The 18,938-nt window shown below is 43.4% G+C and carries 17 protein-coding genes and 1 riboswitch; of the genes, 9 read left to right on the top strand and 8 right to left on the bottom strand.

Features of this window, described 5'->3' with window-relative positions; translation table 11 throughout:
- Positions 1–52: 52 nt before the first annotated feature.
- The 5 genes from G4D73_RS06720 to G4D73_RS06700 all read right to left on the bottom strand — a co-directional run bounded on the left by G4D73_RS06720 (position 53) and on the right by G4D73_RS06700 (position 6,616).
- Positions 53–1,498, bottom strand: a complete 1,446-nt coding sequence (locus G4D73_RS06720) for a protein adenylyltransferase SelO (protein WP_213687659.1) — start codon at positions 1,496–1,498, stop codon at positions 53–55.
- A 132-nt stretch (positions 1,499–1,630) separates the two neighbouring features.
- The gene (locus tag G4D73_RS06715) at positions 1,631–2,797 is read right to left on the bottom strand and encodes an acyl-CoA desaturase (RefSeq protein ID WP_005267436.1); all 1,167 of its coding nucleotides are present in this window, start codon (positions 2,795–2,797) and stop codon (positions 1,631–1,633) included.
- A 440-nt stretch (positions 2,798–3,237) separates the two neighbouring features.
- On the bottom strand, positions 3,238–3,951 hold the full coding sequence (locus tag G4D73_RS06710; protein ID WP_213687658.1) for a glycerophosphodiester phosphodiesterase: 714 nt from the start codon (positions 3,949–3,951) through the stop codon (positions 3,238–3,240).
- Between the two features lie 142 nt (positions 3,952–4,093).
- On the bottom strand, positions 4,094–4,678 hold the full coding sequence (locus G4D73_RS06705; protein WP_213687657.1) for a cob(I)yrinic acid a,c-diamide adenosyltransferase: 585 nt from the start codon (positions 4,676–4,678) through the stop codon (positions 4,094–4,096).
- Between the two features lie 102 nt (positions 4,679–4,780).
- Positions 4,781–6,616, bottom strand: coding sequence for a TonB-dependent receptor plug domain-containing protein (locus tag G4D73_RS06700; RefSeq protein WP_004278298.1), 1,836 nt, complete (start codon positions 6,614–6,616; stop codon positions 4,781–4,783).
- Positions 6,617–6,653: 37 nt separating this feature from the next.
- Positions 6,654–6,865, bottom strand: a riboswitch (cobalamin riboswitch).
- 145 nt (positions 6,866–7,010) lie between these two features.
- Here G4D73_RS06700 and G4D73_RS06695 point away from each other — a divergent pair.
- Both G4D73_RS06695 and trpB read left to right on the top strand, forming a co-directional pair.
- Positions 7,011–7,655, top strand: a complete 645-nt coding sequence (locus G4D73_RS06695) for a phosphoribosylanthranilate isomerase (protein WP_213687656.1) — start codon at positions 7,011–7,013, stop codon at positions 7,653–7,655.
- On the top strand, positions 7,636–8,880 hold the full coding sequence (gene trpB, locus G4D73_RS06690; RefSeq protein ID WP_213687655.1) for a tryptophan synthase subunit beta: 1,245 nt from the start codon (positions 7,636–7,638) through the stop codon (positions 8,878–8,880). Before G4D73_RS06695 ends, trpB begins: the two co-directional genes overlap by 20 nt.
- A 138-nt stretch (positions 8,881–9,018) precedes the next feature.
- Here the strand turns inward: trpB and G4D73_RS06685 are convergent, their stop codons facing one another.
- Positions 9,019–10,659 carry an acyl-CoA synthetase gene (locus tag G4D73_RS06685; RefSeq protein ID WP_213687654.1) on the bottom strand — a complete coding sequence of 547 codons (1,641 nt, stop codon included), beginning with the start codon at positions 10,657–10,659 and terminating at the stop codon, positions 9,019–9,021.
- Positions 10,660–10,892: 233 nt separating this feature from the next.
- Between G4D73_RS06685 and G4D73_RS06680 the strand changes: the two genes are divergently transcribed.
- The 4 genes from G4D73_RS06680 (at position 10,893) to infC (ending at position 16,063) form a co-directional block, all read left to right on the top strand.
- Positions 10,893–12,179, top strand: a complete 1,287-nt coding sequence (locus tag G4D73_RS06680; RefSeq protein WP_213687653.1) for a D-arabinono-1,4-lactone oxidase — start codon at positions 10,893–10,895, stop codon at positions 12,177–12,179.
- A gap of 10 nt (positions 12,180–12,189) precedes the next feature.
- Positions 12,190–13,359 (top strand): alanine racemase, encoded by a 1,170-nt coding sequence (locus tag G4D73_RS06675; RefSeq protein ID WP_213687652.1) that lies wholly within the window; start codon positions 12,190–12,192, stop codon positions 13,357–13,359.
- Between the two features lie 224 nt (positions 13,360–13,583).
- Entirely contained in the window at positions 13,584–15,506 is a 1,923-nt protein-coding gene (thrS, locus tag G4D73_RS06670; RefSeq protein ID WP_004278291.1) for a threonine--tRNA ligase, read from the top strand.
- Positions 15,507–15,511: 5 nt separating this feature from the next.
- Positions 15,512–16,063, top strand: a complete 552-nt coding sequence (gene infC / locus G4D73_RS06665) for a translation initiation factor IF-3 (protein WP_071850398.1) — start codon at positions 15,512–15,514, stop codon at positions 16,061–16,063.
- 43 nt (positions 16,064–16,106) lie between these two features.
- On the opposite strand, the gene G4D73_RS06660 is transcribed toward infC, so the two are convergent.
- Together G4D73_RS06660 and G4D73_RS06655 are read right to left on the bottom strand one after the other, a co-directional pair.
- Positions 16,107–16,658 (bottom strand): hypothetical protein, encoded by a 552-nt coding sequence (locus G4D73_RS06660; protein WP_213687651.1) that lies wholly within the window; start codon positions 16,656–16,658, stop codon positions 16,107–16,109.
- 104 nt (positions 16,659–16,762) lie between these two features.
- Entirely contained in the window at positions 16,763–17,218 is a 456-nt protein-coding gene (locus G4D73_RS06655; protein WP_004278288.1) for an Hsp20 family protein, read from the bottom strand.
- Between the two features lie 283 nt (positions 17,219–17,501).
- Here G4D73_RS06655 and G4D73_RS06650 point away from each other — a divergent pair, with 283 nt between their 5' ends.
- From G4D73_RS06650 to G4D73_RS06640, 3 genes are all read left to right on the top strand, one after another.
- Positions 17,502–18,122, top strand: a complete 621-nt coding sequence (locus G4D73_RS06650; RefSeq protein WP_213687650.1) for a glutathione S-transferase family protein — start codon at positions 17,502–17,504, stop codon at positions 18,120–18,122.
- A gap of 75 nt (positions 18,123–18,197) precedes the next feature.
- Positions 18,198–18,488: a hypothetical protein gene (locus G4D73_RS06645; RefSeq protein WP_213687649.1), complete on the top strand. Its 291-nt coding sequence runs from the start codon at positions 18,198–18,200 to the stop codon at positions 18,486–18,488.
- 7 nt (positions 18,489–18,495) lie between these two features.
- Positions 18,496–18,918 carry a YqaA family protein gene (locus G4D73_RS06640; protein ID WP_213687648.1) on the top strand — a complete coding sequence of 141 codons (423 nt, stop codon included), beginning with the start codon at positions 18,496–18,498 and terminating at the stop codon, positions 18,916–18,918.
- The last annotated feature ends 20 nt before the right edge of the window (positions 18,919–18,938 follow it).

Here is an 18,938-nt window from a genome sequence, read left to right as displayed (position 1 = left end):
ACTGTGGATAATGCTTAAATTATCCACAGTTTTTATTTTGGATGTGAATAAATTAAGACGAACAACTCACCATGACTTCAGGCACATCACTTGGTAATGGTGCTAAATCTTCAGGCTGTTCCAAATCTGGCTGTTTTAGATAAGGCTGACTGAGTAATTTAGACAGACGACCTACTTCAGAAAAATCATCCCGCTCTGCCAGTTCAATAGCTTTCTGTGCCATATGATTACGTATAATATAATGTGGATTGATCAAGTGCATGGCGGCGTCTAACTCTTCAATATCCTGTTGTTCTCGAATGCTTTCATATTGCGTCAAAAATGCTTCAAACTGACGACGATCCAGACAATCATCTTTAAGGGCTTCATAGTCTTTATTTTGCAGACGGATAAAACTTTGGGTGTAGTCCAGTTGTTCACTCTGTAAAATGCGCAGAAAGGCCATTGCGCAGTCAAAACTGTCTTTATGGAAACTTGGCAAGCCCATTTTCTGGTTTAAACCATGTTTATAATGCTCTAAAAATGTTGGCTCATAGTGCTCCAGACACGCTGCTAAATCCTGTTTCCACTGTTCTTTGTCAGAATCTGTAGGGCAGAGCGGCACCAGATTGTTTAACCATTGCCACAAATTCCAGTGTCCGATACTTGGCTGCTGCTGATAGGTATAACGCCCTTGATAATCCGAGTGGTTATTGATCCAGTTCGGACGGAAGCGCTCCATAAAGCCATAAGGACCAAAGTCCAAAGTTGAACCGGTAATATTCAGGTTGTCAGTATTCATCACGCCATGTGCAAAACCAACCAGTTGCCATTTGGCAATCATCACCGCAGTGCGCTGAATAACTTTTGTGGCAAAGCTCAGAATCGGCTGTTCGGCTTGCAGGCATTCTGGATAATGCCATTCGATACATTTCTGGGTAAATTCAGCTAGTAGATCTGGCTGATACTGATTGATCCATTCAAAATGGCCGAAACGGATATGACACTCTGAAGTACGCAACATCATCGCGCCCGGCTCTAGCTTCTCACGCTGAATACCTTGGATTGATGAAGTAAAACCAACTGCATTACTGGATGCTACACCTAAAGCATTTAAGGCATGACCTGCCAGATACTCACGAATGACTGAACGCAGTACTGCACGACCATCGCCCATGCGTGAATAAGGGGTTGCACCAGCACCTTTTAAATGCAGGTCAATGGTCTGATTATTTTTATCCAGAATTTGCGCAATCAACAACCCGCGACCATCTCCCAACTGTCCTGCCCATTGTCCAAACTGATGACCTGCATAGACCATAGCCAAGGGTTCAAATTCAGTAAAAACTTTCTGACCACTACAAATCTCGACCCATTGCGCCTTGTCTTCATCCGACCATTGTAATTGCTCTGCTAAAGCTGCATTAAAATGTCCGGCTTTCGCACCTTTTAACGGCAGCGGAACTTGATGGTGATAGAGGCGGGCGGGCAGTGTTTGATAGCGAGAGTTAAAATACATGGCATCAGTACAGGATTGGAATAAATTTACTATAACAAAGATAGCTGTATAAAACTGTTGTATAAGCGAGAGTTCACGTTATCTTTCGGACATAAAAAAAGCCCCAATCGGGGCTTTAGTGTTCAACAGCTTTTATTGAGAAACTGCAGATTTTTTCAAATTACGAACCAGTAGATTCAAGGTTTGACGATGATGAGAAAGACGCTGTTCAACCAGCTGGAATTCAACTTTCAGCTTGTCATCCATCTGATGGATTTTTTCAGCCATCGATGCTTTCTTGACCTGAATTTCCTGTTCTTTCAGCTTCGCCCAGTCATTTAAAGTTTGGGTAAATGCATCATATTCCTGTGCGATCTTGGTTTTCACCGCCGAGATATCTTCAGAAACATCATGGCCATATACCGCAAGATCCTGTTCAGCATATTTAAACTTCATTGCCAATTCCGCTTTTTTGATATTAAAGCTAGGAATGCGGCGCAAGTTTTTAGCTAAACCAAGTTTAGAACAAGTCCAGATCAACCATTTAGTTGGATCGTATTGCCACCATTTTACGCCGTTACGGTAATCGTATTGGAAAATGTGGTGATAGTTATGATAACCCTCACCCCAAGTTGCAACCGCGAGTACGAAGTTGTCACGTGCAGTATTTTCATCGGTATAAGGACGATTTCCCCACATGTGGCAAAGTGAGTTAATGAAGAAGGTCACATGATGGCTCAGGATTAAACGCATTAATCCACCCAACAGCAACACGCCCCAGACATCGCCGACTGCCCAGCCAATTGGCAATAAAATCGCAGCATGAACAGTAATCACTAAAGGAACGTAGTATTTGTCCTGAAACATCACCACTTTATCTTTTAATAGATCTGGCGCATTTTTATAGTTGGCAGCACCAGATGGATAATCACGTAACATCCAGCCAATATGTGCATACCAGAAGCCTTTATTGATCGAGTACGGGTCTTGATCAACATCATCGACATGACGGTGATGGGTACGGTGACCAGATGCCCAGAATAAAATACTATTCTGTACAGCAAATGTACCCATAATCATCAAGATGATTTTTAATGGTAAAGTGGCTTCATAAGCACGATGTGCCCACAGGCGATGGTATCCTGCTGTAATGCCGAGGCTGCTTACGCCCAGTAAAACAAACATACTGATCCAAGCGGCAGCGCTAAAATCATGGTGATACGCATACAACGGAATCGCAATCAGGGCTACGATCGGTAAAAATACCAATGCAAACACAGCAATCCAGTTGATGGGGGCTTTGGGTAAGGGAGCATTCATCTCCAACAGCACTCCTAGAACCTCGGAAGGTATAACAAAAAGCAGAAACTACTGTTGGTTTTAACAGCAGCCTATCTTGTCCATATTAGCATGTGCCCTAAGGCATCACTAGCATTATTGTACGGTTGTATTGTACTTGTCGGTAACAGAATAAGTAGGGCAGAAGTGACCATTTTGCGAGCGTAGACGGGTTCTGATTTCCGACTAAGTGACTGAGGATTATCACTCTTTCAGAAAATGGAAACCGAATGAATCAGAGGAAAATAGTTGTTCATAATTTCTACAATATTATCAGGAAATTTGCAGAATATAGAGGTTGGGCAACTTAATTTCACTTTCAAATAAAATCTGATTAAGGAAGATTCACACTTTCATTATTACATTTTCGAAATGAACTGGATCAAGAAATACCTAGATCAATCAAGGCTAAGAGAGATTATTTAGAGTTGTTGTAGCATCAATTTTGGATAATCGGTAATCACCCCCTGAATGCCCCAGTCTCGCAGCTGTTTGGCACGGGTGACATCATTGACCGTCCAGACACTGATATTCAACTCGGCAGCCTGCGTGGCTTGAATCAGGTCTTTACTGGCCAGTTCATCCATCCAGCCAATATGACAGCATCCAAGTTCCAGCGCCTGATCAATGGCTTGATGTTTGACATCGGTTTCAATCAATAAACCGCGTTTTAAACGTGAGTTTTGCTGTTTAAAGGCATCCAGAATTTTGGCATCAAAGCTGGTAATAATGGCTGCCTGCTCATAGCCTTGTAACTGCTTTTCGACTTCAAACGCGATTTTTTCAGCTGCTTCTTCAGATGCTACGCTTTTAATTTCGACTTCAATATGCTCAAAATTTCGAATGACATTCAAGGTTTGATCGAGCAATGGGGTCGCTTCGATTTTATTCCATTCTGACCAGGCCACTGCGTGATTATATTGGGTAAGATCTTGACGGTTACACTCGTATAGATGCTTTTGCAAACCGGTGGTACGCACAAAGTCGTCATCATGCATGATGATTAAGGCATTATCTTTGAGCTGACGGACATCAAACTCAACGGCGCGAATGCCGATCTCCTGAATATATTGAAAACCGCCCAAGGTATTTTCAGGGGCTTCGCCACGTGCACCACGATGACCAATTATGCGCATAAGATGCTCATGAGTGGGAAAGTTAAGTTCATTTTGCGAGGGCTACGTGACAGAAGAGTGACACTTTCTATTTTCGTCAGATGTTCTGTAAAATCAAGAGACATCTGACGTGTATTTTTAGATAGCAACTTGAAACATAATTTTACTTTTCGATGCTGTCATTGATATTTTTTTGCCACAGCACTTCGGAACCGCCCTCAGCACGTTGCAGGGTACGTGATGCTACAAATAACCAGTCCGATAAACGGTTAAGTAGTTGCAGTGACGCTGCCTGAATGTTTTGGTCACGGTGATGTACCGACATCACGCTGCGTTCTGCACGACGACAAACAACGCGGGCCTGATGGGCAAAGCTGCACACCAACGTTCCAGCAGGCAGAATAAAATCTTTTAACATCGGCAAAGCTTCATTCATGCGGTCGATATCATTTTCCAGAAACTCAATCGATACCGGTTGCACCAGATTAAAACCCGGAATACACACTTCACCGCCTAAATCGAATAACCAGTGCTGGATCAGGCTTAAAGATTTATCCCAAGCGGCTTGATCTTCAATGTTGCTTGCTGAAATTTGTGCGCGTAATACGCCAATCACGGCATTCAGTTCATCGACATCGCCGAGTGCTGTGATACGCAAATCATCTTTGGCAACACGTGAGCCATCACCGAGTCCTGTGGTACCTGAATCGCCTGTGCGGGTGTAGATTTTGCTTAAACGGTGGCCCATATGTGTTCCTTGAATTTTTAATGAAGATAATAAAAAAGGATAATGTCGGTCATAACATTATCCATAAACTGCGCTGTTTTAAAGTTTTTTGCTGTTTAGAGCTTAGTATTTAAAGGTGATACCTGCAGAAGCGAGACGGCCACCGTTCACATAGTACTGGTCGCCAGCGCTATGCACAGTTTTGTATTTCACATCACCGACATTTTCAATGTTAGTAAACAGTTTAACTGTTGGATTAATATTCCAATATGCATTTAAGTCAACACGTGCATAACCTGGAATATCACGACTAAAGTCCTTCGCTTTCGATTTTGCTACCAGTGCAGCACTTAAACCGTAATCGGCATTTTGTAGACCTGTCGATACAGTGAATGACTGACGAGGGCGACGTAATAGCTCTGAATTCTGTTTCGTATCTTCAGTTTTGACATAAGTGTAACCGGCATTAATAAAGAACTGATCTTTTGCCCATTGTGCCGTCAATTCGCCGCCAGTCATCTTGGCTTCATCAATGTTTTGGTTTTGGTAAACAGTAGTTGGAAGCCACTCTTCTCCACAATCAATAATACATTCCGAATTAATTAAATTATCGACTTCCGTATAGAAAGCGGAAGCACCTACTAAAATATTTAATGGAAGTTTTTGATCTATCCCCATTTCATACGAAATGCTTTCTTCAGGCTTCAGTTGATCATTGCCGCCAAAAGCATACATATCATTTAAAGTCGGTGCCTTAAATGCTGAACCAATATTGGTATAAATGCTGGTATTAGGGAGCAGTTGATAACGGATACCACCTTGTGCAACGGTATGTGAGCCAAATTTTTCGTTATCTTCGACACGCACACCCATCTGAGTGCTTAAGCTATTTGTCTGATACTGATGCTGAATATAGTAGCCTGTTGAATTAATATCTTCATCAATAGCCTGGGTTTTTGCATCGGTATTACGCTGGGTAATGCCCAGTAAAACATTTTGTGCTGCTGTGAAATTCCATTTGCCATAGATTTCTGCTTCTTGCGTGGTGCTATGTACAAAGCTGCTTGATGTGACCTGATCTAAGTCATCTTTAAACTGAGATAGACGTGCATTAATTTCAGTGGCTTGTGTTGGGTTAATACGACCTTTTAAGTTTACAATTTTATTTTCAAAATCTTGGCTGGAAAATGCACCCCAATTACTGTATTGGACATTTCCTGAATTTTGACTGTAATCGAGTGATGTTGCATAACGCTCTTTTTCAATACCGAATTTTGCACTATAGCCTTTTTGATCATAACTGTAGTCACGGTTGTCATTGATATTGAATACAGGTGTGCCGTCAGTTTCTAAAACTTGACCGCGAATCTGCGCATACACCCCATTTTCTGCCAAGTCAGCACCAATAATTGATTTGTAGGTTTGATTTTCACCAATTTCACCTGTAACAAAAGCACCCGTTTTTTCAGGTGTTTTTGTTACAAACTGCACTACACCACCAATTGCGTCTGTACCATAAAGCACAGACGCAGGGCCTTTTAATACTTCAATCTGTTTAAGATCAGTGGTGTCTAAAAAAGGAATAGACGCTGCACCTGTGGTGGCTGTATTTAAACGAACACCATCACGTAGTACTAAAACTTGATTGGAATTGGTACCGCGTAAAAAAATAGAAGTTTGCTGGCCATAACCACCCGATTGCACGACATTAATACTTGGGTCTGTTTTGAGTAAATCTGGTAGTGCTTTAAGAGGTGATTGCTCAAGAATTACAGGTTCAATAATCGAAATACGCGCTGGTACATTTTCAATGTTTTCTGCAGAGCGAGTTGCCGTGACCACAATGGTATCTAAAGATGCTTTCGCAACTTTTTGCTCGTTAGCAAAAACAGATGAAGTGGTACCCAACGCAAGTGCGATCGCACCTACCAAGGCAGTAGGTTGACAATGAAGTGACATGTTAAAGCTCCCTACATTCACTTCCCCGTGAATGATTGAGTTATAGAACACAACAAGCAGGTTTCCGGACTTAAATGTGCAAAGCAGCGACTTTGCTGTATATCCACCTTCCCACATCAAGATGCAGTGGTGTAAACCGAAGAGTTTAAATTGATAGACGTTTCATTTTTTACCGTTGCGGGGGCAGTGCTGGATTTACACCAGCTTCCCTAAAGCCTGAAGGCTTGGACTTGCTGCAAAGTGAGCGCAGTATAAAGTCAGTATGAGTTATATACAATCTGCATAGAGAATAATCCGGATGAACTTTTACGCAAGTCAGAAAAATTGCATTACAATGATTTGCCCCAATCTTACAGATTGTTCAATACATTGGTAGATCTAGAGCCAACATAATATGCGAACCCGTGCCAAAATTTGTGGAATCACCCGAGTTGAAGATGTACATGCCGTAGCCAATGCTGGCTGTGACGCGATAGGATTTGTATTTTATCCACCGAGTCCGCGGCATGTTAATTTAGAACAGGCTGAAATCCTGATCCGGGCGGTTCCGGCTTATGTGCAGGCCGTAGGTTTATTTGTGAATAGTCACGCAGATGAAATCCAGGCGATTTTAAATAAAATACCGCTGGATATTTTACAATTTCATGGCGATGAAACACCTGAACAGTGTCAGGCTATCGCCCAGCAGGTCGGACGCCGTTGGTATAAAGCCATTCAGGTAAAACCTGATCTGGATGCAGTCGCAGAAATTCAAGGTTATCAAGATGCAGGCGCAAGCGCAGTGCTATTAGATGCATGGCATCCTGATCTGAAAGGTGGCACAGGGCACAGCTTCGATTGGGACACATTTCCCAAACTCAATATTCCCTTGATCTTGGCAGGCGGTTTAAATCCTGACAATATCGAACAGGCAATTCTCACCACACAGGCTTATGCCGTGGATGTGAGTGGCGGTGTCGAGTCCGCAAAAGGTATTAAAGACCAACAACTCATAGAACGCTTTATGCAAGGAGTCCATCGTGGATCAGCAAAGTACTAGCCAGAACAGTCAGGCAGTTGACTATACCCAATTCCCGGATGAACGCGGGCATTTCGGTATTCATGGCGGACGTTTTGTGTCAGAAACACTCATGGCGGCTTTAGAAGACTTGGAAAAGCTCTATTTCCGTATGAAAGATAATGCGCAGTTTTTGGCAGAATTTGACCGTGACATGGCGTTTTACGTCGGTCGTCCGAGTCCTTTATATCATGCTGAACGATGGTCGAAAGAGTTGGGTGGCGCACAGATTTACCTGAAACGTGAAGACCTGAACCATACCGGTTCGCACAAAGTAAATAACACAATCGGTCAGGCCTTACTGGCGAAGCTTTCCGGCAAGAAACGTATTATTGCCGAAACAGGTGCAGGCCAGCATGGTGTAGCAACGGCAACAATTGCAGCACGTTTAGGTCTTGAATGTGTAGTATTCATGGGCGCAGACGATGTAAAACGTCAGGCGATGAACGTCTACCGTATGCGTTTATTAGGCGCGACGGTTGTGCCGGTAGAAAGTGGCTCCAAAACATTGAAAGATGCCATGAACGAAGCCATGCGTGACTGGGTGACCAATGTTGATTCAACCTATTATGTGATTGGTACCGTGGCAGGTCCACACCCATATCCGCAGCTGGTTCGTGATTTCCAGTCGATCATCGGTCGTGAAGCACGCCGTCAAATTTTGGAACAGGCTGGCCGTTTACCAGATGCCCTAGTGGCATGTGTCGGTGGTGGATCTAATGCAATGGGCTTGTTCTATCCATTCCTGAATGACCAAGACGTGAAAATGTATGGTGTTGAAGCAGCAGGTCATGGGATTGAATCAGGCAAGCACTCTGCGCCATTGAATGCCGGTCATGTCGGTGTCCTGCATGGTAACCGAACTTACCTGATGTCGGATGCGCAAGGCCAGATCATCGAAACCCATTCAATTTCTGCAGGTCTGGATTATCCGGGTGTGGGTCCGGAACATAGCTTCCTGAAAGATATGGCTCGTGTTAAATACGTACCGATCAATGATCAGGAAGCTTTACAAGGTTTCCGCGACTTGACCAAGATTGAAGGCATTATTCCGGCGTTAGAAAGCGCACATGCTATGGCTTATGTCACTAAACTTGCACCGACCATGGACAAGGATCAAATTATTATTGCGACGGTTTCAGGTCGTGGTGATAAGGACTTGATGACCGTTGCCCGTATTGATGGCGTGGAAATGGTAGAGATGTAAGCTCCTTAAAGTCCTCTCCTTATAGGAGAGGGTTGGATGAGGTTAAATCTCACAAAAGGATAAGTTAAAAAATCGTGCTAATAAAAATTAGCACGATTTTTTATTGAGTAGATTTTGAAAAAACATGCCTGTATGGAATTAAGAAAATTCACCTTGCGCGCGCTCTTTGGCCCATTCGCGTAAAACAAATTTCTGCAATTTACCGGTCGAGGTTTTTGGAATTTCGGTAATCACCACATCCTTAGGCACTTTAAAGCGGGCCAGATGTTCACGGCAAAATTCCATAATTTCTTCTTCAGTGGCCTTGGTGCCTTCTTTGAGCTCAATAAAGGCACAAGGAACTTCCTGCCAGCGTGGATCAGGCTTGGCGACTACCGCCGCAGTCAGCACCGCCGGATGCTGATACAGTACTTCTTCCACTTCAAGCGATGAAATATTTTCTCCGCCAGAAATAATCACATCTTTGGAACGGTCGGTAATTTTGGCATAACCATCCGGTTGGCATACAGCCAGATCTCCCGTATGGAACCAGCCACCAGCAAAGGCTTCTGCTGTCGCCTCAGGGTTTTTCAGATAACCTTTCATCACGATATTGCCACGGAACATGATTTCACCCATGGTCTGACCATCATGCGGCACTTCCTGCATGGTATCTGGATCAAGCACTTTCATGCCATCTTGCAATGGATACGGTACGCCTTGACGGGAGTGCAACTGCGCCTGTTCCTGAATAGATAAATCACTCCATCCAGCCTGAGATGCGCACAGCGCAGAAGGGCCATAGGTTTCAGTCAAGCCGTAAACATGCGTGACATTAATGCCGATATTGCGCATGCCTTCGATAATCGCAGCTGGCGGTGCAGCACCCGCGACCATTACTTCGACACGGTGATCAATTTTGGTCTTTTTCTCTTCAGGTGCGTTAATCAGCATTGACAGTACAATCGGTGCACCACAGAAGTAATCGACTTTATGTTCAGCAATCAGTTTAAAGATCAGTTCAGCATCGACTTTACGCAAGCAAACGTTGGTTCCGCCGTTGGCCGCCATGGTCCAGGCAAAGCACCAGCCATTACAGTGGAATAGCGGCAGTGTCCATAAATAGGTGGCACGTGGTGTCATGCCACAGGCAATGATATTACTGGCTGCGTTAATGTAGGCCCCACGATGATGATAGACCACGCCTTTCGGATTGCCGGTGGTACCGGAGGTATAACTTAAGCTGATAGCATCCCATTCATCTTGAGGTAAATACCATTCAAAGTTTGCGTCGCCTTGCGCAATCCAGTCTTCATATTCGATTTGGCCAATACGCTGGTCTTCACCTTCAAACTCTGCATCAGCCACATCAATCACATAAATATCCTGCGACACCAGGGCAAGTGCTTCAGTCGCAAGTGCAGTAAATTCAGGATCAACCAATAATACTTTGCTCTCAGCATGTTCCAGCATGAAAGCAAGGGTCTTGGCATCCAGACGGGTATTTAAGGTATTCAGGACGGCACCTGCCATTGGTACAGCAAAATGCGCTTCGATCATCGCAGGGACGTTAGGCAGCAGGACAGACACGGTATCATTTTTACCGATGCCTAATTTTTGGAGTTGGTTGGCAAACTGACGACAACGGTTGTATTTCTCACGCCAGGTAATACGACGCTTACCGTGAATAATCGCGTTCTGGTTTGGATAGATATAAGCTGCACGATCAAGATAGCGTAAAGGTGATAAGGCTACAAAATTCGCGGGGGTACGCGGTAATTCATCATATGCGCTAACCATTGTAAAACTCCGTTCTATATTTATTTTCATATCCTGTTGAAAAGATATGTATTTCTCAGAAATCTTGCATTTATGCTTTAGTCGAGTACGATTTTACAAATTTTAAGTATTTGAATATTAATAAAAATATTTAACCCTGCTTAAAAGTTTTGAACGCATGGGTTCCCAAGTTTGATTTTTTAGGTATTTTACTCTAGTTCAGCCATTAAAATAATATGAGCCCAGGAAGAATAATGAAAATACAACAGGCGAATGACGTCTGGCGAAACTGGTCGGGGAGCCAGTTCAGTGCCGCTCGGATTGTTCAGCCCAGCCAGATCAGTGAATTACAAAGTTTAGTGAAGACCCATGCACACATTCGCGCAGTGGGTGCAGGACATTCGTTTAGTGCTTTGGCCAAAACAGATGAGGTATTGCTTAATCTCGATTTGTTAAAAGGTATCGTTGCCTTTGATCAAGAGAAAACCCAATGCACCGTGCGGGCCGGTACGCGTTTATATGATTTAGGGAAAGATCTGGCACAGATCAATCAGGCTTTAATCAATCAGGGCGATATAGACCAACAAAGTCTGGCCGGAGCAATTTCGACTGGAACGCATGGCACGGGCATCAATTTACCTTGCATCTCTGCTTTTGTGGAAGGCTTTGAATTGCTGACCGCAGATGGCGAGCTGTTGCAATGTCATCGTGAGCAGAATGCTGAGATATTTCAGGCTGGACGGGTGGCATTGGGCAGCTTGGGTGTATTGACCCAAATCACCCTGCAAAATCGGCCACGATATAAACTAAAAGAACAGATTCGGCTGTGTTCATTAAAAGACATATTTACCCATATTGATCAATGGAAACATCAGCACCGGCATATTGAATTTTGGGCTTTTTTACATGCCGATCAAGTGATGCTGAAAACTCTGGATGACACGGAGGAGGACATTCAGCCGAGACAGGAGAGCTGGCCTCCGGAAGATATTTTATTGACTCTATGTTCGGAATTGACGCGACTCTTCCCAAAGACAAATCCCTATCTGCAAAAACTGCTCGGCGTATTTGTCAAACCGACTCGTTATGTAGACTGGTCATCCAGAATTTTTCCAACTCCGCGTAAGACCAGATTTAATGAAATGGAATATCAGGTTCCGGTTGAGTTTGGCTTGCAGTGTCTGGACGAGATTCTGCATGTTTTATGCAAACACCAAGTGCCGATGTTTTTCCCGATCGAGTTTCGTTATGTCAAAGGCGATGAGATCTGGCTAAGTCCTTTTTATCAGCGTGATTCGGTCTCCATTTCGATTCATCAATTTTATAAACAGGATTACCACGCGATCTTTGATCTGGTCGAGCCGATTTTACAGAAATATCAGGGACGACCGCATTGGGGCAAGTTACATAGTATGAGCGCAGCCTCGCTGCGCGAACTCTACCCGAAATGGGATAATTTCATGGTGCTACGTCAGCAATTGGATCCACAGCAAAAATGGCTGAATCCATATTTAAAAGAATTGTTTTTATCTGGGAAATGAGGAGAGGGCGATGCAATCAAATTATTTTCAGCAACTGACGCAGGAATTAAAACGGCAGGGCACTGGCACACCGCAACTGATTTTAGATTTAAAAACCTATCAACGTAATTTGGACTATGTACAGTCAAAATTGCCTGCGAAGTTAAAACCACGTCTGGTAGTGAAGTCTTTAGCCAGCATTCAGCTACTCAAACTGGCCACTGAAAAACTAAATACCCAGCGCTTTATGGTCTTTCATCTGCCGCATCTGCTGGAGATTATAGGGACATTTCAGCAAGCCGATATCTTGTTGGGTAAACCGATGCCGATTCAGGCAGTCAAACATTTTTATCAAACTTTGTCTGATCAAAATAAAGCCAATGATCAAGTAATTATTCAATGGCTAATTGATGATGTGGAACGATTAAAACAATATCTGCAACTCGCGCAAAGCTTGAATACCTGCCTGAATGTCAATATTGAAATTGATGTAGGGCTGCATCGTGGCGGCGTACAAACGCAGCAGCAATTTATAGCCTTAATGGAGCTGATTCAGGACAACGCGGCTTATATCAAATTCTCGGGTCTAATGGGCTATGATGCACATGTCGCCAAATTACCAAAAATTCTGAAAAGTCCTGAAAAAAGTTATCAGCAATCGCAGCAGATGTATCAACAATACAAAACGATGATTCAGCAGCAATTCCCTGATTTATGGCATGAAGGTCTCTGTTTTAATGGCGGTGGCAGTCCGACCTTTATGCAGCATTGTCAGCACAGTGTCTGTAATGACCTGGCTTTTGGCTCGATGCTGCTCAAGCCAGGCGATTTTGATCTGGCGAATCTGGCTGAACTGCAATGTGCACTCTGGATTGCCGCACCCATTTTAAAAGTGTTGCCTTGTAGCCAGATTCCCGGTTTGGAACTACTAAATTATCTTCCACATCAAGATAAAGCCGTATTTATTTATGGCGGCTATTGGCGAGCGGATTATATCTACCCTGAAAAAAGCCGGCTACATGTGTTATATGGCCGCAGCAGTAATCAGGAAATGCTTCAGGTGCCCATGCAGTGTGATATTCATGTCGATGATTATGTGTTTTTAAGACCGACACAAAGTGAAACGCTGATCCCGCAATTCTACCAGCTGTATGTTTATGTAGAGGGAAAGTTTCTCCAGTGGCAGACGTTCCGGGAATAACCATATTCTGAAATGAAAAATGAGCCTAAGCCTTTAAAGATCAGGCACAGATTTGACGGTAAATCTTATTTTTATTGGGAAAAGGTTTAATCATGCGGCCAAGCCGTGTAAAATTCGAATCGATTTTATTTATCCACCGTTTTTATCTTTTGAGGTTCTCCTCGATCATAATCTCGCGGTGATATGCCCCATGGTACGGGGCATCACTCCTTAAGGATTTTCTTATGCCAATTATCACTTTGCCAAATGGCGATCAAAAACAATTTGATCACGCCGTATCTGTGATGGACGTTGCGCTTAGCATCGGACCTGGTCTTGCAAAAAATACAGTGGCAGGTCGTGTAAACGATCGTCTTGTTGACGCGTCTGACTTGATTACTGAAGATGCAACCTTACAAATTATCACGCCTAAAGACGAAGCCGGTGTCGAGATCATTCGTCACTCTTGCGCGCATTTGGTCGGTCATGCTGTTAAGCAATTGTTCCCAGAAGCGAAAATGGTTATTGGTCCGGTCATTGAAGAAGGTTTCTACTATGACATCTGGATGCCACGTCCGTTTACTTTAGACGACATGGCAGCGATTGAAGAGCGTATGAAAAAGCTCATCGATCAAGACTATGATGTTGTGAAAAAAATGACGCCGCGTGATGAAGTCATTGCTGAATTTACAGCGCGTGGCGAAGAATACAAATTGCGTTTGATTGCAGACATGCCTGAAGAAACACAAATGGGCTTGTACTACCATCAAGATTATTTGGATATGTGCCGTGGTCCGCACGTACCCAACACCAAATTCTTAAAATCGTTCAAGCTGACTAAAATCTCGGGTGCTTACTGGCGCGGTGATGCGAAAAACGAACAGCTACAACGTATTTACGGTACTGCTTGGGCTGATAAGAAACAGCTTGCAGCCTATGTAAAACGTATCGAAGAAGCAGAAAAACGCGATCACCGTAAAATTGGTAAAGCGCTAGATTTGTTCCATATGCAAGAAGAAGCACCGGGTATGGTGTTCTGGCATCCGAACGGCTGGACCATTTACCAGGTTCTTGAACAGTACATGCGTAAAGTTCAGCAAGACAATGGCTACGAAGAAATCCGTACCCCACAAGTGGTCGATTTCACGCTGTGGGAAAAATCGGGTCATGCTGCCAACTATGCAGACAACATGTTCACCACGCATTCTGAAAACCGTAACTATGCGGTGAAGCCAATGAACTGTCCTTGTCACGTACAAGTGTTCAATCAAGGTTTGAAGTCATACCGTGATCTTCCTGTTCGTTTGGCAGAGTTCGGTTCATGTCACCGTAACGAGCCATCAGGTTCTTTACACGGTATTATGCGTGTACGTGGCTTTACTCAAGATGATGCGCATATCTTCTGTACCAAAGAACAGATTGGGCCTGAAGTTGCAGACTTTATCAAATTGACACTGGATGTATACAAAGACTTTGGCTTCGAAGAAGTACAAATGAAGTTGTCGACGCGTCCTGAAAAACGTGTGGGTGATGACAAGCTTTGGGATATGGCAGAAAAATCTTTGGCAGATGCTTTAGATGCTGCAGGTCTTGAGTGGGAACTTCAACCAGGCGAAGGCGCATTCTACGGTCCGAAGATTGAATTCTCTCTGAAAGACTGCTTAGGTCGTGTCTGGCAGTGTGGTACCATTCAGTGTGACTTTAACTTGCCAGAACGTCTGGATGCGTCTTATGTCACTGAAGATAATGACCGCGATCAGCCAGTAATGTTACATCGTGCAATTCTTGGCAGCTTCGAGCGTTTTATTGGTATACTGATTGAACACTACGCAGGCTTCATGCCACCTTGGTTGGCACCAATGCAAGCGTGTGTGATGAACATTACCGATTCTCAAGCTGAGGCATGTGAGTCAGTCGTCGCAAAACTTAAAGAAAACGGTATCCGTGCAATTTCTGACTTGAGAAATGAGAAAATCGGCTTTAAGATTCGTGAACGTACATTAGAGCGTATTCCTTACTTACTGGTACTTGGGGATCGTGAAGTAGAGGAAGGTACCGTAAACGTGCGTACCCGCTCAGGAACAAATTTGGGTACTATGTCAATCGATGCTTTCGTTGACCTAGTAAAAGCAGCCGTAGCCGAACGTGGCCGGTACATTGTGGAGTAACAGCGATTAAACAGCCTGACCGTAATCAACAGGGCGGTAACAAATCAAACCGTCCTGCCTTGAATGATGAAATTCGTGCGAAAGAAGTCCGTCTTGTAGACGAAAATGGTGAGCAGAAAGGGATTGTAAGCTTAGCTGACGCCCTGCGCGCAGCAGAAAGTGTTGAGCTTGATCTTGTAGAGATCGTAGCAAACGCTGAGCCACCAGTATGTAAGATCATGGACTTCAACAAGCATTTGTTTGATCTTAAGCAAAAGCAGAAAGAAGCGAAGAAAAAACAACATCAAGTCCAGGTGAAAGAAATCAAGCTACGCCCGGGTACTGATGTTGGCGATTACAACGTAAAACTACGTGCAATCATCAAGTTCCTTGAAGAAGGTAACAAGGTGAAAATCACGCTTCGTTTCCGTGGTCGTGAAATGGCGCACCAACAGTTGGGTCTAGCTCAATTGCAAAAAATTGAAGCTGACGTGGCTGAATTCGGTACTGTTGAGCAGATGCCGAAAATGGAAGGCCGTCAAATGGGTATGTTACTTGGTCCTAAAAAGAAAAAGTAAGCACTCATTAAACGAAAAAAGCCCTGCATATGCAGGGCTTTTTTTATGCTCTAAAATTCCACGCATTGTACATAGCTTGAATAATTTCCCTGGCTTGCTGCCGGGAAAACATCGATAGCTGAATCCGGAAAAACCCGAGGCAAATTTGATTCATCAGACCAGGCTGACACAATTTAAAATCCAAAGTGCCATCGCGTGGACTAATCACATGTGCTGGCATGTTATAGAGCCAACGTTTGAGATGTGCTTTGAGAGAAGCATAGCGTGGATTTAGAAAACTATACTGTACCGAATGTCGTTTTAAGCACAGGCTGATGCGGAAACCGGCCAAAGTATAATAAATAGCGTGTGAGGTGATTTTCAGTTTAGTTCCCAGCATAAGCAGCGAAAGACCAAGAAAGCCGCCAATATAAACATAAAAGCCAGGAGACTCCTGCCATAAAAATAACAGACCTTGAAGAAAGCTGGAATTGCTACGTGCACTGCTGAAATAAAAAATGCTGAATATTCCGACCGGATAACAAAACAGTAGATATCCCATAGCGCGCATGATCGGGCTAGCTTGATGAAACAGGATATTTTCTGGCGCATTCATGGTTTATTTTTATGATCAGAAAGCGTATTGCCTTAATGAGCTTAGGTAATCTGTAGCCAAAAAGAAAGGCCCTTTCGGACCTTCCTTCGCGTACTTAATCAAGCTTATTCCACTGATTTTTCATCGTTTGCAATGAGCAGTTTATTGCCAATCGGGATTTGACGTGGCAATTTTTCTTCTGGAATAATGCGCTGCAAGTCAATGATCAATAAACCATTTTCATAGTCTGCCTGTTGTACCTCTATATATTCATCCAGACGTAAAGACAATTTAAATGCACGTCGTGCAATGCCTTTGTGCAGGAATTCAATACTGTCATTGCTCTGGTTTTCAGGCTTGCCCAAGATGGTCAGCAACTTATTTTCCAGACGAATGTCGAGTTCTTCCTGACGAAAACCCGCAGTTGCCACCACGATGCGGTAATTATTCTCACCATGCTTTTCGATATTATACGGTGGATAATTTGGCGCATCGCTTTGCATGGCATAGTCAATAAAGTCATTCAAGCGATCAAAACCAATACTACGACGAAATAATGGATGAAGATTTAAGTTACTCATGATTAGAACCTTCTCACTTAAGCAAAGTTATAAAAACAAGAAAATAAGATCTGTCATGTCAGACATCGACAGGGCATAAGATTGACGCAATCCTTATGCAGAAATAAATATGTGTTTGGGGTTGAAATTTTCAAGATTAAAAATAAAAAATTATATAATTTTTTAATAAAATTTTGATATTTATTGAAAAATAATTTTTAAATGCAGACTTGTTGTTTCTTTCTAAATCCTCTATGTTGAGTACATCATCGCACAGCAAAAGTGCAGGGAGTATTAAAAGAAAATGATCGATTTATATTATTGGAGCACCCCCAACGGCCATAAAATTAGTATTGCTCTAGAAGAAATGGGGCTGGAATATCAAATTATTCCCATCAATATTCTGGAAAATGACCAGTTCCAGTCCGATTTTCTGGCTATTTCTCCCAATAATAAAATCCCGGCAATTGTTGATCAGGATGGGCCACATGGTCGCGCCATTTCAATTTTTGAGTCAGGTGCGATTTTGCAATATCTAGGTCGCAAAACAGGTCTGTTTTATCCAACTGATGAAGTGAAGCGTATTCAGGTTGAACAGTGGCTGATGTGGCAAATGGGCGGTTTGGGGCCGATGCTCGGGCAAAATCATCACTTTAGCCGTTTTGCACCTGAGCGGATTGCTTATGCCACAGAGCGCTATGTCAATGAAAGCAAGCGTTTATATGGGGTGTTGAATAAACAGCTGGTCGGGCAGGAGTATGTGGCTGGCGAATACTCGATTGCCGATATGGCGATATTTCCGTGGTTATTACGACATGACTGGCAGCAGATCAATCTGGAAGACTATCCTGAAGTTTCCAAATATATCGATCGCTTGAATGCTCGTCCTGCGGTTCAGAAAGCGCTGGCGATACAGGTCAGTTAAGCGTCTGTCTTTTATGCTAAAATAGCCTTAAGCAAATAAAGCCACCCTTACGGTGGTTTTTTATTGGATGGATATATGAACGATTTTCTTCTGAACTTTACCAAGATTGTTGAAAGTAATACCCGAATTTACTGGAGCATTCTTTTCGGCATTGCTGCATGTTTAGTACTGTATATTGCTGAAATTGTGCATATCGATCAGGTGATTGCTGCCCTAAATACCAAAGATCAGCAGATTTTACGTGCTGCAATTGCACCGCTCAATGAGCAGTATAAATGGGCGCGGATCATGGCGATGGTGACTGTAGTCGTTTGGTCCAGTTGGGAATACAGTAAAGCCAAGAAAAAAATGGGCTTGAACCGTTAATGCTTTCATGAGCCTGTTTTTACTGTTTCTATCTGCCTTTGGTGCAGCGACCTTACTGCCTTTACAGTCTGAAGCTGTGCTACTGGGGCTTTTAGTGCAGGGTGAGCAGAGTGCGGTACTGTTAATTGCGGTGGCCAGTCTGGGCAATATTCTGGGGTCCTGTGTGAACTGGTATCTGGGACTCAAGATTGAGCATTATAAAAATAAAAAGTGGTTTCCGGTTTCAGCAGACAAGATGCTTAAGGCACAAGCAACTTATCAGAAATATGGCTATTGGTCTTTATTGCTGAGCTGGGTGCCTATCATGGGTGATCCGATTACCCTGATTGCGGGACTATTAAAAGAAAACTTCGCCCGTTTTCTGCTGATGGTCAGTATTGCCAAAGTTGGACGTTATCTATTTGTCTATGTGGCCTTTGCCATGTTCTAAGCCTGAAGCTATTTTCCTGA

The organism is Acinetobacter sp. WY4 (assembly GCF_018438165.1).
GTDB lineage: Bacteria > Pseudomonadota > Gammaproteobacteria > Pseudomonadales > Moraxellaceae > Acinetobacter.
The sequence above is the reverse complement of the archived record's forward strand: the minus strand, read 5'-3'. Positions and strand labels throughout refer to the sequence as shown.